Annotated in this window: 13 protein-coding genes and 4 pseudogenes; 8 read left to right on the top strand and 9 right to left on the bottom strand. The window is 57.5% G+C overall.

What is annotated here, in order from left to right; genetic code table 11:
* Positions 1 to 425 precede the first annotated feature (425 nt).
* Positions 426 to 1376, bottom strand: a complete 951-nt coding sequence (locus AAEZ06_RS04035) for a LysR family transcriptional regulator (RefSeq protein ID WP_149414029.1) — start codon at positions 1374 to 1376, stop codon at positions 426 to 428.
* 178 nt (positions 1377 to 1554) lie between these two features.
* Positions 1555 to 2685, bottom strand: a complete 1131-nt coding sequence (locus AAEZ06_RS04030) for an alkene reductase (protein WP_149414069.1) — start codon at positions 2683 to 2685, stop codon at positions 1555 to 1557.
* A gap of 499 nt (positions 2686 to 3184) precedes the next feature.
* Between AAEZ06_RS04030 and AAEZ06_RS04025 the strand changes: the two are divergent.
* Positions 3185 to 3394: pseudogene (locus AAEZ06_RS04025) on the top strand (hypothetical protein).
* Between the two features lie 39 nt (positions 3395 to 3433).
* Here AAEZ06_RS04025 and AAEZ06_RS04020 read toward each other — a convergent pair.
* Positions 3434 to 4417: a DUF4113 domain-containing protein gene (locus tag AAEZ06_RS04020; protein ID WP_350612874.1), complete on the bottom strand. Its 984-nt coding sequence runs from the start codon at positions 4415 to 4417 to the stop codon at positions 3434 to 3436.
* Positions 4418 to 4553: 136 nt separating this feature from the next.
* Positions 4554 to 4688: pseudogene (locus tag AAEZ06_RS04015) on the bottom strand (DUF4113 domain-containing protein); the annotation flags it as partial.
* A 429-nt stretch (positions 4689 to 5117) separates the two neighbouring features.
* On the opposite strand from AAEZ06_RS04015, the pseudogene AAEZ06_RS28525 reads away from it, so the two are divergent.
* From AAEZ06_RS28525 to AAEZ06_RS03995, 4 genes and pseudogenes are all read left to right on the top strand, one after another.
* A pseudogene (locus AAEZ06_RS28525) lies at positions 5118 to 5414 on the top strand (transposase); the annotation flags it as partial.
* Positions 5411 to 5755: an IS66 family insertion sequence element accessory protein TnpB gene (tnpB, locus tag AAEZ06_RS04005; protein ID WP_003425037.1), complete on the top strand. Its 345-nt coding sequence runs from the start codon at positions 5411 to 5413 to the stop codon at positions 5753 to 5755. The pseudogene AAEZ06_RS28525 and the gene tnpB, both read left to right, overlap by 4 nt.
* 37 nt (positions 5756 to 5792) lie before the next feature.
* Complete coding sequence (tnpC, locus tag AAEZ06_RS04000) at positions 5793 to 7298, top strand: IS66 family transposase (RefSeq protein WP_003425038.1); 1506 nt, start codon at positions 5793 to 5795, stop codon at positions 7296 to 7298.
* 3 nt (positions 7299 to 7301) lie between these two features.
* Entirely contained in the window at positions 7302 to 7601 is a 300-nt protein-coding gene (locus AAEZ06_RS03995; protein WP_003425039.1) for a plasmid pRiA4b ORF-3 family protein, read from the top strand.
* A gap of 92 nt (positions 7602 to 7693) precedes the next feature.
* Here the strand turns inward: AAEZ06_RS03995 and merB are convergent, their stop codons facing one another.
* Genes merB through merT form a run of 5 tightly spaced genes read right to left on the bottom strand, consistent with a single transcriptional unit; the run spans position 7694 to position 11153 of the window.
* Positions 7694 to 8332: an organomercurial lyase MerB gene (gene merB, locus AAEZ06_RS03990; protein WP_003425042.1), complete on the bottom strand. Its 639-nt coding sequence runs from the start codon at positions 8330 to 8332 to the stop codon at positions 7694 to 7696.
* Positions 8333 to 8344: 12 nt separating this feature from the next.
* Positions 8345 to 10027: a mercury(II) reductase gene (merA, locus tag AAEZ06_RS03985; protein WP_003425044.1), complete on the bottom strand. Its 1683-nt coding sequence runs from the start codon at positions 10025 to 10027 to the stop codon at positions 8345 to 8347.
* Positions 10028 to 10062: 35 nt separating this feature from the next.
* On the bottom strand, positions 10063 to 10497 hold the full coding sequence (gene merC / locus AAEZ06_RS03980) for an organomercurial transporter MerC (protein ID WP_003425046.1): 435 nt from the start codon (positions 10495 to 10497) through the stop codon (positions 10063 to 10065).
* 12 nt (positions 10498 to 10509) lie between these two features.
* On the bottom strand, positions 10510 to 10785 hold the full coding sequence (gene merP, locus AAEZ06_RS03975; protein ID WP_003425048.1) for a mercury resistance system periplasmic binding protein MerP: 276 nt from the start codon (positions 10783 to 10785) through the stop codon (positions 10510 to 10512).
* A 17-nt stretch (positions 10786 to 10802) separates the two neighbouring features.
* Positions 10803 to 11153: a mercuric ion transporter MerT gene (merT, locus tag AAEZ06_RS03970; protein ID WP_003425049.1), complete on the bottom strand. Its 351-nt coding sequence runs from the start codon at positions 11151 to 11153 to the stop codon at positions 10803 to 10805.
* 71 nt (positions 11154 to 11224) lie between these two features.
* On the opposite strand from merT, the gene merR reads away from it, so the two are divergent.
* From merR to AAEZ06_RS03955, 3 genes and pseudogenes are all read left to right on the top strand, one after another.
* Complete coding sequence (gene merR, locus AAEZ06_RS03965) at positions 11225 to 11656, top strand: mercury resistance transcriptional regulator MerR (RefSeq protein ID WP_003425050.1); 432 nt, start codon at positions 11225 to 11227, stop codon at positions 11654 to 11656.
* A 773-nt stretch (positions 11657 to 12429) separates the two neighbouring features.
* Positions 12430 to 12604 (top strand): annotated as a pseudogene (locus tag AAEZ06_RS03960) (flavodoxin); the annotation flags it as partial.
* 313 nt (positions 12605 to 12917) lie between these two features.
* On the top strand, positions 12918 to 13259 hold the full coding sequence (locus tag AAEZ06_RS03955; RefSeq protein ID WP_044268166.1) for a hypothetical protein: 342 nt from the start codon (positions 12918 to 12920) through the stop codon (positions 13257 to 13259).
* The last annotated feature ends 56 nt before the right edge of the window (positions 13260 to 13315 follow it).

The raw sequence follows: 13315 nt of genomic DNA, 5'->3' as shown, positions 1-13315 counted from the left end.
ATCGGTTTTGGCCCTGATCCACGAGCAGCGGTGCTATCTAAGCGAGGTGTGGGTTGGGGGAGGCGACTATGCACTTGCAGCTCAGCAGGTTACAGATTCAGGTAAAAACTAAAAAACCATATCAGATAACGCCGAATAGCTTGTTTCATGAGAAAAATCTGCTCCGCACTAATGCAGTTTTTCTGAGTCTGTTCCGTGCGCCGCCGAGGGGTTGGCCTATTAAAGTGGGGCTGGCATCCTTGCCAAGTCCCTGGTTTTACTCATCGATCCCCCATCACGCTCCGCATCTACCCGCTTTTGAAATTCATCACTGGCCCAGAAATTGGCCCCGTCCTCCCCCGGCGTCCTGCCGACCGAACACAAACAATCAGCAAGCAGCCTGACGATTACTGGCTGATTTCGGCCAACAGCGGACCTTCGTATTTTCATACTTCACAGTCAGTTCGTGACCCACTGAGATCCTCCCAATAGGGAGGAACGCCAATCGCACTGATGAAGTAGTCCCACACCACGCGAACCTTCTGAGAGCGGAGTCGATTCTCGGGGGAAATTAAATGTATCTGACTTGGCGTCTGCTCAACCGCCCCCTCCCAATCGGGCAAAAGCTGAATGAGCTGCTTGTTTATAAAACTCTCTCTACAGAAGAGCCAGGAAGGAAAGAACACAATTCCCCGTCCCGCGAGCGCCGCCTCTACCAGTACCTGCCCATTGTTGCTTCTGAGCGGGCCATGTACCTCGATGATTTTCACCTTGTCGCTGGCCGGCTTTCTAAAATACCAGCGCTGCGCCCCATCGGTTCCCTTGTAGACCAGACACGCATGGTTCTGCAGATCCTCTGGCGAAGCGGGTTTGCCGTACTTCTCTATGTACTCTGCGCTAGCGCATAGAACGTATTGTTGGTCGCAAATTTTCCGGCCAATCAATCCGGAATCTTCCAAGTGCCCCACCCGAAATATGATGTCTGCGCCCTCCTGAACCGGGTCAATAAAGGCATCGGTGACCGTCAGTTCAACAGTCAATTGCGGATACTTGTCATACAGACCATTCAACAGCTTCACGATATGCAGGCTGCCGAACGCAACCGGCGCGTTGATCCGAACAAGGCCACGAATCTCGCCCCCCTTGCCGGTGACTTCCTCATCGGCGGCATCCAACAACTCCAACACTTCGCGGATCTGCACGTAATAGCGCTCGCCCGCTTCCGTCAGCTTGACTGCGCGAGTATTCCGATACAGTAGCTGCTGGCCCACCTCCCGTTCCAGCGCCGCGATGAAGCGTGAAACGGAAGACGCAGGAACGCGAAAGTGTCGCGCCGTCGCCGAGAAGCTGCCGGTCACGGCAACCATGACAAAGTACCGGTGCGCTTTGAGGTGCATAGGGGAAATCTCCAACAGAAGGCGCAGTGGATCTGTACTAAAACAGAATGGCTCCTGATTGTCCTCTCGGACCCGCCTCTCAGACCTGTTTGCATCAGACATGAAAAAGCAGCCGCACCAAATACCGGTGACGGCTGCCAATATCTCAGGAAGTGGAACCTTGCCAGGTCGCGACTGCTTACCCTCGATGAGGCGCGTAATCGACATATCCTTCGGCCCCGCCGCCGTAGAAGGTTTCGCGCTTGGCTTCGGTCAGAGGCCAGTTGTTCTCCAGGCGCGCCACCAGATCAGGGTTGCTGATGTAAGCGGTGCCAAATGCGGCAAGGTCGATGATGCCGTCATTGATCAGGTCTTGCGCACGTTCGCGCGACATACCGCCAGCCAAAATGAGCGCCGTGTCAGGCAACTTTGATTTCATGGTCGACAGCAAATTGAGAAAGGTCGCTTTCGGGCCGCCACCGCCACCCTCGGTACCCGGGGCAGGAAATCCGGACTGATCCATGACATGAACATAGGCCAGTTGCCGAGCGCCAATCTCTGTGGCAAGCGCGGTGTAGGTTTCATCGATTTGCTCATATAACGGCATATCGAACAGTTGACCATACGGCGAAATACGGATACCCACACGGCCCGCGCCAATCCGCCCAACCACGGCGTCAATGACTTCCAGGGTGAAGCGCAGACGATTTTCCAACTGATCGGCGGAGTACTGATCGGTTCGATCATTGACCAGCGGATTCATGAACTGCTCGAACAGATAGCCATTGGCACCATGAATTTCTACGCCATCAAAACCTGCCTTGATCGCATTTTCGGCCGCCTGCGCGAACTCACCGACGATCCGCGAAACCTCGGCCGTTGTGAGCTGGCGCGGCGCCGGTGGCTCTACCAACGCCGGCTTGCCGTCAGCGTCGTAGCCGAAAGCTGTCGCGCCAACCGCTTGCTTCGACGTGGCGCTCACCGGCAGTTTCCCGCCATCCTGAATCGATGGATGCGAAACACGACCCACATGCCAGATTTGCGCAAACATCTTGCCACCCACGGCATGCACCGAGTTGGTGGTGAGGCGCCATCCAGCGATTTGCTCGGGGGTAAAAATGCCGGGATTGAAGAGGTAGCCTTGACCTTCACGAGATATCGGCGTGCCCTCGCTGACAATCAAGCCTGCGGTGGCGCGTTGCGCGTAGTACAACGCCACTCGCTCATCGGCGGCATCATTGGGTGCGCGAGAGCGGGTTAAAGGCGCCATGATGATACGATTTTTGAGCGTGGTGTCGCCCATGCGGAATTCTTCGAAGAGTTTCGACATTGGAGTTTCCATATTTGATCGAGTGGGACGACGATCAGCTGAGCGACAGGTAAACGATGAAGACTGTCTTGAACTCACGCCAAAAGTCTGATGAGTTGCAGCGATGGATCGATGCTAACTTAGGACTCGATGAGCAACAATCCGCTCAAATCGCAAATGACTTTTGCTTTTTTAGCAACGCATGCGTGGTTGGTTACTCATCAGACCTAGATACTACTTCCGCTCATATGGGGCCCGAATGTTCTGTGCGCCTGGCCAGGGAGCAATTGGTTCTGACGTGGTTACAGGATCGCGAGCACCCTGCAGTCGAGTTAGCGGTTCAGGCGATCTGCCAAATATCTAGCGAGGCTTGGTCACTTACTCCATAACCACGACCGGCTGAAACCACCCCTAATCTGCCCTCAGCGAAGGGCAGCTATGGGTCGAAAGCGGACATTAAAGCGCTGGCTTGGCTCACGCAATTAAACTGCTACGCTGTTCACTCCACCGAGGAACGCCGATGCCGAACTCAGATCTACTCCCTTCCCTGCTTTCAAAGCTCAACGAAAACCAACTCGCACTCTAAGCCGCCATCATGGAACTGACCAATTGGGTGGAGCAACACGGCGGCGCCGAGGTGGCCGAGAACGTGCGCGGCGCCCTGGAAACCATCGACCAGAACGAAGAGTTCATCAAGCTGACCCTAGCTGTCCTCATGACACCCGAGTGATCGTCGGAATCTCCGCGCGCGACCGAGCGATCTCTGACACTACTTACAAGCCACTGACCAAAGCTGATCAAGCCTTGTCGTGTAGCTCTGGCTCATCATCTCCCGGCGCATCCCCCAGTCAGGGTTCGTCGGCACGCTGGCCGAGCGAAGCGTTCCCCGCCCCCATCGTCCATTGATCTGATCCAGCACCGCCATCACCCTGGAGGCTTCCACTTGCTGCGACACCGCGAATAGATCGTCGGTGTATTCGCCTGGCTGGCACAGGTTGAGCAGCATCACCTCGGCCTTGCTGTATTTGAAGCCTGGCCGGAAGATGTGGTCGACTGCATCAACGGCCGCCTTTGTCAGCAGGCGCACGTCATCGGTGGGGTACGGGAGGTCGACCACCACCCCGTTTGCATACTTGGCCTCTTGCGGATTGAACATACCTGTACGGATGCAGACACGGACCTTCTTGCACAGAGATCCCTGGGCCCGAAGCTTTTCTGAGGCTCGCATCATGTAGGTGGCCACCGCCTCTTTGATCGGCGGCAACTCGGTCTGTCGCTTACCGAACATCCGACTGCAGCAGATCTCCTGCTTCGGCGGATCGGGCTCGTCCAACTCCAGGCAAGACGTGCCGGCTAACTCCCGGGCGGTCTTCTCAATCACGATGCTGAACTTCTTGCGCAGCGTCCACGGGTCCGCCTTGGCCAGGTCCATAGCGGACTTGATGCCCAGCTCGTCGAGATGGAGTTTCATTTTCCGGCCGATACCCCACACCTCGGCTACGTCGGTATTGCGCAGCACCCAATCGCGCTTGGCCGTGTCGGTGATGTTCACCACATCGCCGGTCTGGGCCTGCAGTCGTTTTGCCGTGTGGTTAGCCAGCTTGGCCAGGGTCTTTGTGGTGGCGATCCCTACGCCCACGGGGATTCCGGTGTCGCGCAGTACCCTGGCGCGGATCTGCCGACCCAGGGCGTCCAGACCATCGATACCGGATAGGTCAGCAAATGCCTCGTCAATGTAAAGGAAAGATGTCAACCCATGGACATCGGTTTGGATGAATATTTGTCAGGGTTTAGATCAGGTGTCCGATGTCCATAGACCACACGCATTTTTCACAGAAATGGATCACGTGGTGTCCATGGCAAATACGCGAATTTTGTGGCGCCGGAAGCTAGCGTGACCAAGATGAGCCCGCTCCAATGGTCCAAAGCTCATCCAACCTGGTTGTATAACTGGGGCTCTTAAGCTCTCTCCTCATGCCCCATTCATGTACTACAGGGACGCTGGCAGTCCGCAATGTAGCTCGCCTGTTGGCGCTGACGCCGAATTGAACCAGTTGCCGATATGTCACTGACCCAGTCTGATTCCTCGAGAACCATTGCCAACGCTGGATTTCTGCTGCTTGGGGTGGGGCAGTCTTGCGCCAGCACGTGGGTCAGTTCTGTGTTGGCATCTACAGTCAGCCCGACAGTCTATTAACAATTGTCAAGGATGTGCGGCACCTGTGCGCCCGCGCAAGGGAGATCCCCTTATAGGGAGTTCAAGCTAATTAGCTTTTACCGTTGCTCTTAAGTAACCGTCCGGCCAGCACCCTCTCCTGACAGCCCTCCAAATTGGCCAAGATAGTGGACACCATTTTTTAGTGGACACTATCTTGGATACAGTTGCCCCAGCCCGTCGAGCCGGTCGCCGCCCCAACTTTCCGCTGGACTTTAAACGCCAAGTCGTCGAGGCCACCTTCCAGCCTGGCGCCTCCGTGTCATTGATCGCTCGCGAACATGACGTCAATGCCAATCTGGTCTTTCGCTGGCGGCAGCAATACCAAGAAGGGCTATTCGGCCCGGTCAGCCAGAGTGCTTCGTTTTTGCCAGTCCAGGTGATCGAGGCGCCAATGGATCTGCCGCCAGTCTTCCAGCCACAGGCAGAGTGTCATTCCGAGATCGCAGTTGAGGTAGGAAAAGCCAAGTTGCGTATCACCGGAGCACCAGACCCGCAGACGCTGCAACTCGTCTTGCAGCAGTTAGTGCGATGATTGCCCCTCCCGCTGGAACCCGTATCTGGATCGCCGCTGGCGTCACGGACATGCGTCGTGGCTTCGACGGTTTGGCGGCCATGGTGCAGACTCAACTGGAAGCCGATCCCTTCTCCGGTCAGATCTTCGCCTTTCGCGGACGGCGTGGTGACCGGATCAAACTGTTGTGGTGGGATGGCGACGGCTTGTGCCTGTTTTGCAAACGGTTGGAGCAAGGACGCTTTGTCTGGCCGCAAGCAACCAGCGGCAGCGTGTCGCTGACGACCGCGCAGTTGTCGATGCTGTTGGAGGGCATTGATTGGCGCCGGCCAATTCGTACAGCACCCGTCCTCGCGGTCTGACTTGCCGCGCTGAAAAAATCCCCAGTAATATTCGGGCATGACCCTCGTGACCGACTCCCTGCCGAATGATCTTCAAGCCTTGAAGGCGCTGATCGCTGCCCAGCACGCAGAGATTGAGCGCTTGAAGATGATGATCGCCAAGCTGCGTCGTACGCAGTTCGGTCGCAGCTCCGAGCAACTGGAAGCGATGATCGACCAGCTCCAGTTGAGCCTTGATGAGCTGCAAATCAGCCAAGCCGAAATGACACCTCCAGTCGAGCCGGCACCTCGCGCAGTTTCGCGCCGTAAACCATTGCCTGAACACCTACCTCGCGAAACCCACGTTCATCAGCCCGAGTCGCAATGCACTGGCTGCGGTGGGACGCTTCGCCATTTAGGTGAGGATGTGTCCGAAGTGCTGGAGTACGTTCCGGCACGTTTCAAAGTCATTCGCCATGTCCGTCCGAAGTGGGTTTGCCGCTGCTGCGAGCACTTCGCCCAGGTGCCGGCACCGAGTCGCCCGATCGCCCGAGGTCTTGCCGGCCCAGGGTTGTTGGCCCATGTGCTGGTCTCGAAGTTTGTCGATCATTTGCCGTTGTATCGGCAGTCCGAGATCTACGCCCGTGAGGGCGTGGAGCTGGAGCGCTCAACCCTGGCCGACTGGGTTGGCCAGAGCAGTCAGTTGCTGCGACCACTGATCAACGCCCTTGAGCACCACGTCATGAGCGGACACAAAGTCCATGCCGACGACACGCCGATTGGCGTGCTCGCGCCGGGCAACGGCAAGACCAAATCGGCGCGCCTGTGGACGTACGTGCGGGACGACCGACCTACGGGGGACGCGACACCGGCGGCGGTCTGGTTTGCCTACTCGCCGGATCGCAAGGGGCAACATCCCCGCGCGCATCTCAAGCGCTTCAGCGGGATCTTGCAGGCGGACGGCTATGCCGGTTTTGCTCAACTATATGCCACGGGCACCATTGAGGAAGCGGCGTGTTGGGCTCACGCCCGGCGCAAGTTTTACGAGGTCTACAAAGACCTGGCTTCACCACTTGCCGCCGAGGCGCTGCAACGGATTGCGGCCCTGTATGCCATCGAAAGCGAGATTCGAGGGCAACCGCCCAACCTGCGAAAAGTGGTTCGGCAAAGCCGAGCCAGTCCGCTGCTGGAACAACTCCACGCGTGGCTCAACCAGACGCTGACTCAACTGTCGAAAAAATCGGCATTGGGCGGTGCGATTCTCTATGCCCTCAATCGGTGGCAGGCCTTGGTGCGCTATTGCGATGACGGGCGAATTGAGATCGACAACAACGCTGCCGAACGCGCGCTACGTGCTGTCGCGCTAGGCAGAAAAAATTATCTGTTCGTCGGTTCCAACGCCGGCGGCGAACGAGCGGCTGCGATTTACAGCCTGGTGGGTTCAGCCAAACTCAACGACCTGAACCCGCAAGCCTATTTGACACACGTGCTGGAGCGCATCGCCGACCACCCGATCAATCGGGTCGACGAACTGCTGCCCTGGAACGTTTCTCTCGCCTCCACGGAACTCTGCGAGGCCGCCTGATCCATGGTCAAAACTGTTCGCTTGCCAAAACCCGAACCTGATTTGTTGCTACTGCACATTGAATTGAAGTGGATCGAACCTGCCATCTGGCGCCGTGTGGCGGTGCCCGAGAACATCACCTTAGGCAAATTGCACGCGGTGATCCAGATCGCAATGGGCTGGCACGATGACCATCTGCATGAGTTTGAAATAGCTGGTGAGAGTTACGGTATTCCCGACTCCGATGGATGGGGGCCTCCCGTGAACTCGGAGACCCGCAAGACTCTGATCAAAGCGTTGAACGGGAAAAGGACATTCCGCTAGGTCTATGACTTTGGCGATGGCTGGGATCACCGGATCAAAGTCGGAAAGAGAAATCCGATGCCCACTCCGTAGGACATTGAGTCGAAATCCAATCACGATGTTCTCATTGGAAGGGTCTGCAACAGATGTCGATTAAGCTCCTGGCCCACGCCGAACGCCTCTTGGACGCTTACGATAGTCAATCCTTGATGCTTGGAGGCCCAATCTTCTGCCGCTGGGATAGATGCGAAGAAATGCACATGGCAACAGAAGGACTGACGAACGTCGGCCGCCTCCTGCGGCAATACCAGTGACACTGCCACGTCGGCAGGTTCAACAGCCTGTATCTCGCTGGGTGAAACCGTAAGCGAAACGGGTGCTCCAGTTGCAGCGCAATGCGACGAGACGCGAGCTGTACGGCCGATTAACGCCGGGAGCATCAGGGTGTCCAGCGCGCACCAGGCATACAGCCGGCGGTTGTCAATTTCCAAGACATGCGACGTCTCGCGCAAGGTGAGGACATAGCCGATGATGTTCCCATCGTTGTCGTATTCGGTACTGGTGGCTTGTTCGAGCACAGCCGCCACTTGCTCAGCGGGCCAGCCAAGAGTCCTGGCAAGCGTAGTTCGCGAAATCGGGCGTCCCTTGGCAAGTTCACCCAGTAGCGCGACCAAGAACTCCGCAAAACCTTTGGGCCGGTTGGTCGGGGTGAGACGTTCGGCGATCTCGGTAATGTAGCGGGCAAATTTCATGGTGCTCTCCATTCATCCAGCGCAGCAGGACAATTGCTTTACGTCCTTGGTGAAAGTCTGCGCCGCGAGCTTCAGGCCCTCGACCATGGTTAGGTAGGGGAACAACTGGTCGGCCAGCTCCTGCACGGTCATGCGGTTGCGAATAGCCAGCACCGCCGTCTGAATCAGCTCGCCCGCTTCCGGGGCCACCGCCTGCACGCCGAGCAACCGACCAGAACCCGCTTCGGCGACCAGCTTGATGAACCCTCGCGTGTCGAAGTTGGCCAGCGCACGCGGCACGTTGTCCAGGCTCAGCGTGCGACTGTCGGTTTCGAGGCCTGCGCGCTGTGCTTCCGCTTCGCTGTAACCGACGGTGGCCACCTGCGGATCGGTGAACACCACCGCCGGCATGGCATCGAGATTAAGCGTAGCTTCGCCGCCGGTCATGTTGATCGCCGCACGGGTGCCAGCCGCCGCCGCGACGTAGACGAACTGCGGCTGGTTGGTGCAGTCGCCGGCTGCATAGATATCCACTGCGCTACTGCGCATGCCCTGATCGATCTGAATGGCGCCGCGTTCATCCAACAGTACACCCGCCGCTTCCAGGTTCAGGCTTTGGGTGTTGGGCGTGCGGCCGGTGGCGACGAACAGTTGGTCGGCGCGCAGTTCACCGTGGTTGGTGGTCAGTACGAATTCGCCGTTGGCGTGGGTCACCTGACTGGCTTGTGTCTGCTCAAGCACGTCGATGCCCTCCATGCGGAAGGCTGCGGTCAGCGCCTCGCCGATGGCCGGATCTTCGCGGAAGAACAGCGAGTTGCGCGCCAGGATGGTGACGCGGCTACCCAGCCGGGCAAAGGCTTGCGCCAGCTCCAAGGCCACCACGGATGAGCCGATCACGGCGAGCCGTTGCGGAATACTGGCGCTGGCCAGTGCCTCCTCCGAGGTCCAATAGGGGGTGTCTTGCAGCCCGCGAATCGGCGGCACGGCCGCACCGGCGCCGGTAGCGATCAGGCAGCGGTCGAACGCGACTTCGCGCCCGCCCCCCTCGACCAGTTCGACGCTGAGCGTGTGGCCGTCCTGGAAGCGAGCGGTGCCACGCAGCACGGTGATGGCTGGTGTGCTCTCCAGAATGCCTTCGTACTTGGCGTGACGCAGTTCGTCGACAAGGCCTTGCTGTTGCGCGAGCAGCCGCTCGCGCAGGACGGTCGGCGGCGTGGCGGGCATTCCGTCATCGAACGGACTCTCGCGGCGCAAATGAGCCACATGCGCGGCGCGAATCATGATTTTCGACGGCACGCAGCCGACGTTGACGCAAGTGCCGCCGATGGTGCCGCGCTCGATCAGAGTGACGCGGGCGCCGGCTTCCACCGCCTTCAAGGCGGCCGCCATTGCCGCACCGCCGCTGCCTATGACTGCAATGTGTAGCGCGTCGCCGTTTTTGCCGACCTCGGTGTCGCTGCGCAACCAGCCCAGCGCCTTATCGAGCTGGCCGGGGCGCGGTTGTAGCGAGGCGACTTCGAACGACGCTTGATACCCAAGGGCCTCGACGGCGGCTTGCATTTGTTCACGGCTGACAGCCGCGTCGGCCGTCATTTCGGCCTTCCCACCGGCGTAGGAGACGTCCGCCCGGTGCACGCCGGAGATTCCCTCCAGAGCATCTCTGACGCGGTCGGCACAGGAGGCGCAGGTCATACCGTGGATTCGCAGTGTGGTCATAGCGTTTACTTCCTCAAATGGGTCTCTTTGCGGCATTACTGTTTTGGCTGTGGTGGGCAGGCACCCGGGGCGCAACGGGGGTGGGCGGGCGACACGAGATCCCAGATCGAGCCCCCAAGCATGAGGGCCAGACCGATATAGAGCAGCCAACCGCTCCGCCAGCCATAAGCCCGCATCAAAAACACCGCAGCCAAGACCAGGACAGGGCCTATCAGGCCGAGTGCAGTTCGCTGCCACTGCCGATGTTTGAGCCAGCCAAGGGAATTGACGAGCAGCGCCAGGGCCGCAAACAAGGGCAGTAGCGTGGTGATGAACAGGCCTTCCCACTGGCTCAAAAAGCCCAGACCGATTGCAGCGCCTAAGCTAGCCAGAGCAGGAAAACACGCGGCGCAGCCTAGGGCTGAAACCAGCACACCGACGGAACTGGCTTTGTCACCGATCCGCGTGAACAGATTGAGAGGATTTCTCATTGGTATTTCCTCCTATTGCTTGATGGTAGATGGATAGCCGGCATCCTCGGTCGCCTTGGTCAGGGCCTCGGAGTTGGTCTTGGCATCGTCGAAGGTCACGATGGCTTCGCGTTTCTCGAAACTCACCTCGGTCTTGGTCACGCCCTCGACCTGGGTCAGCGCTTTCTTGACCGTGATCGGACAGGCGGCGCAGGTCATGCCCGGTACCGACAGGGTGACGGTTTGGATGGCGGCCCACACCGGGGAAACCACGGCAATGAGCGCGAGAGCGGCAAACAGCTTTTTCATGGGAGACTCCTGCCTGATCAGTAAAACAACGGGAGGATGTAGGGGAAACCGAGCGCGACCAGCACGAGTGCCATCACGAGCCAGAAAATGAACTTGTAGGTGGTTCGTACCTGCGGAATTGCGCAGGTCTCACCGGGTTTGCAGGCTTGAGCCGGGCGGAAAATGCGCCGGTAAGCGAAGAACAGCGCCAACAATGCCGCGCCGATGAAAAACGGGCGGTAGGGCTCCAGAACGGTGAGATTACCGATCCAGGCGCCGCTGAAGCCCAGGGCAATTAGCACCAGCGGGCCCAGGCAGCAGGTGGACGCAAGGATCGCCGCCAGACCTCCAGCGAGGAGTGCACCACGGCCCTTTTGTGATTCAGACATGGGTTCAACCTTTCGAATGTTTGATCGATGGGTTAAGGTTATTTCCGTAGTCAGGTACGGAGTCAAGCGGTATGAAAAACACTGCGGAAAGCCTGACCATTGGCGTCTTTGCCAAGGCAGCCGGGGTTAACGTGGAAACCATTCGGTTCTATCAACGCAAAGGGCTGTTGCCCGAACCGGACAAGCCCTACGGCAGCATTCGTCGCTACGGCGAGGCGGATATTGCACGGGTGAAATTCGTGAAGTCCGCACAACGGCTGGGCTTCAGCCTCGATGAAGTGGCCGGACTGTTGCGGCTCGATGACGGTACGCACTGCAATGATGCGCGTGTGCACGCCGAGCAGAAGCTCGAAGACGTGCGGGGGAAACTTGCGGATCTGCGGCGGATCGAGTTGGTCCTGGCGCAGTTGGTTGATGACTGTTGCGCGAGCCACGGGACGGTTAGCTGCCCGCTGATCGATTCGCTGCATGGAATAGATAGCCACGAAAACTTCGCGCCTTAGCCTACGATTTCCCGTTTCATTGCCCCCCTGTTTGTCGGCTTGAACAGGAAAAGAGCGGCGCTCAATGAGCCCCGTTGACTGGCCAAACCTACGGTCTGCTTTTAGCCACGCTCTTACCCTACAGAGCCGAGAGTCCTGATCACTTCGAATGCAAATGATTGGTCAGTTGCAACGCAAATGGGTGGTCAAGTGGGGTGCAATTTCGCAGTTTTTGAGTGTGAGCGCGTCAATCAGCGGTTAAAGGGGATTAAGGTCTGAGATGCAAGGCGGTGTAGTTCGGACGCTTACGCTCTTAACGCCACGACAGTTGATGTAGAAAATTCCGAATACCGGGAGCACTGCTCCAATTAGAATCAGCCACCAATCGGAGTTTTTGCGTTTAAATGTCTCAAACGCAGCAAGATCGATGCCTATAACAGTCAGGCCAACGCAAACCACAATAAACAAAGCCCATTTGTAGCGTGTCATCTCACCAAATAGGTTTTTTCGATGGATGATACAAAAAATCCAGAAGCACATCCAAGCCACTGCGTCGATCATATAGAGGCTTAAAGCTAGTATGACACCACCCACACCTACTCCATGCATATAGTCCTCCTGCTATAGCAAAGGCATTCAATTTAGACTAGCAGCAATGGCGTGAAATTTCCGTGAAGCTAAAACTTTGAATAGTTTAACGACTCTGGCAAGGAGACGCCTTTGGTCAGCGGCAGCCAGTCAGCGAGACAGACGATATCTGTATCAGTGGGATCAATGTAGCTACCTCTATTCTGTCGAAAACTAAGGTTTTGGTCGCGTACTTTTCTAGGTCAGGTTATACCAAAGTGGTTGCTGGTCTGATTTAACGCTTCCAGAACGCTGATCTGTTTGAGAACCGCCCTGATCGCATATCCAGATGACTATCTTGAAACGGTTGAGCAAGCACGACGGGAAACATCACCTGCCGTAAGGGAGAATTGTTACAGATAGGAGGGCGCCTTATATGCGTCCGGCCAACACACCTTGGCGATTATTTTGGTGGCTGCAGGTGCTGCTGCGGCTATTGGCGCTAAACAAGCGTCCACCGCTGGCCATGGCTGGGCACCGTTGCTCGTCGAGCGCCTTACCTGTCGAGCGTGTTGATCATCGGTGTTGGTCTCTATGTTAACGATAATGCTGGCTTAATTCAGATACGGTGATATCGCCTGAATCAGAGCCTTCGGCAGGCTGTGAGAACTTCATCCAATTGTAAGAGCCCATTTCAGCCACTACACTCCAGCCCATGAAACGCTACCTGCGGTTTTGCCTCATTTTCGTTATTAGCTTGGCGCTTCCCCTTAGCGGGATGGCGGGTGTTCAGGCGCCGACAGAACCTTGCCCAATGAAGATGATGGGCATGGCGATGATGGAAGACATGGGAATGGACTGCTGCAACGACATGAAAAGCCCGACGGAACATGGCAAACCCTGCAAGCCGGGCAAGGAATGCAAGACGGGCGGCATGCTGCAAGTCTCGATCCTCAAGCCTCCTGTAACCGTGTTCAGCCCCGTAGTGACTTCTTTCTTCAGCGACTCCCTGCCCGTACAAAACCCGTCCGGGGTATGGCGACCGCCTCGCGTTTAACTCCTGTCCAACATTGAGCCTCATTCCGCATTTGCGGGATGGACTGGCTGCGCGCA

It is taken from the genome of Pseudomonas sp. HY7a-MNA-CIBAN-0227 (assembly GCF_040310325.1).
In the GTDB taxonomy this organism is placed as follows: Bacteria; Pseudomonadota; Gammaproteobacteria; order Pseudomonadales; family Pseudomonadaceae; genus Aquipseudomonas.
This window is presented reverse-complemented; position numbering and strand designations above follow the sequence as displayed.

Bases quoted from the DNA above. Each gene is read 5' to 3' on its own strand.
- merP (WP_003425048.1), bottom strand. From the start codon at position 10,785: ATGAAAAAGCTGTTTGCCGCTCTCGCGCTCATTGCCGTGGTTTCCCCG.
- merT (WP_003425049.1), bottom strand. From the start codon at position 11,153: ATGTCTGAATCACAAAAGGGCCGTGGTGCACTCCTCGCTGGAGGTCTG.
- tnpC (WP_003425038.1), top strand. From the start codon at position 5,793: ATGACCCTCGTGACCGACTCCCTGCCGAATGATCTTCAAGCCTTGAAG.
- AAEZ06_RS03955 (WP_044268166.1), top strand. From the start codon at position 12,918: ATGAAACGCTACCTGCGGTTTTGCCTCATTTTCGTTATTAGCTTGGCG.
- merC (WP_003425046.1), bottom strand. From the start codon at position 10,497: ATGAGAAATCCTCTCAATCTGTTCACGCGGATCGGTGACAAAGCCAGT.
- AAEZ06_RS03995 (WP_003425039.1), top strand. From the start codon at position 7,302: ATGGTCAAAACTGTTCGCTTGCCAAAACCCGAACCTGATTTGTTGCTA.
- merR (WP_003425050.1), top strand. From the start codon at position 11,225: ATGAAAAACACTGCGGAAAGCCTGACCATTGGCGTCTTTGCCAAGGCA.
- AAEZ06_RS04030 (WP_149414069.1), bottom strand. From the start codon at position 2,685: ATGTCGAAACTCTTCGAAGAATTCCGCATGGGCGACACCACGCTCAAA.
- merB (WP_003425042.1), bottom strand. From the start codon at position 8,332: ATGAAATTTGCCCGCTACATTACCGAGATCGCCGAACGTCTCACCCCG.
- merA (WP_003425044.1), bottom strand. From the start codon at position 10,027: ATGACCACACTGCGAATCCACGGTATGACCTGCGCCTCCTGTGCCGAC.
- AAEZ06_RS04035 (WP_149414029.1), bottom strand. From the start codon at position 1,376: ATGCACCTCAAAGCGCACCGGTACTTTGTCATGGTTGCCGTGACCGGC.
- tnpB (WP_003425037.1), top strand. From the start codon at position 5,411: ATGATTGCCCCTCCCGCTGGAACCCGTATCTGGATCGCCGCTGGCGTC.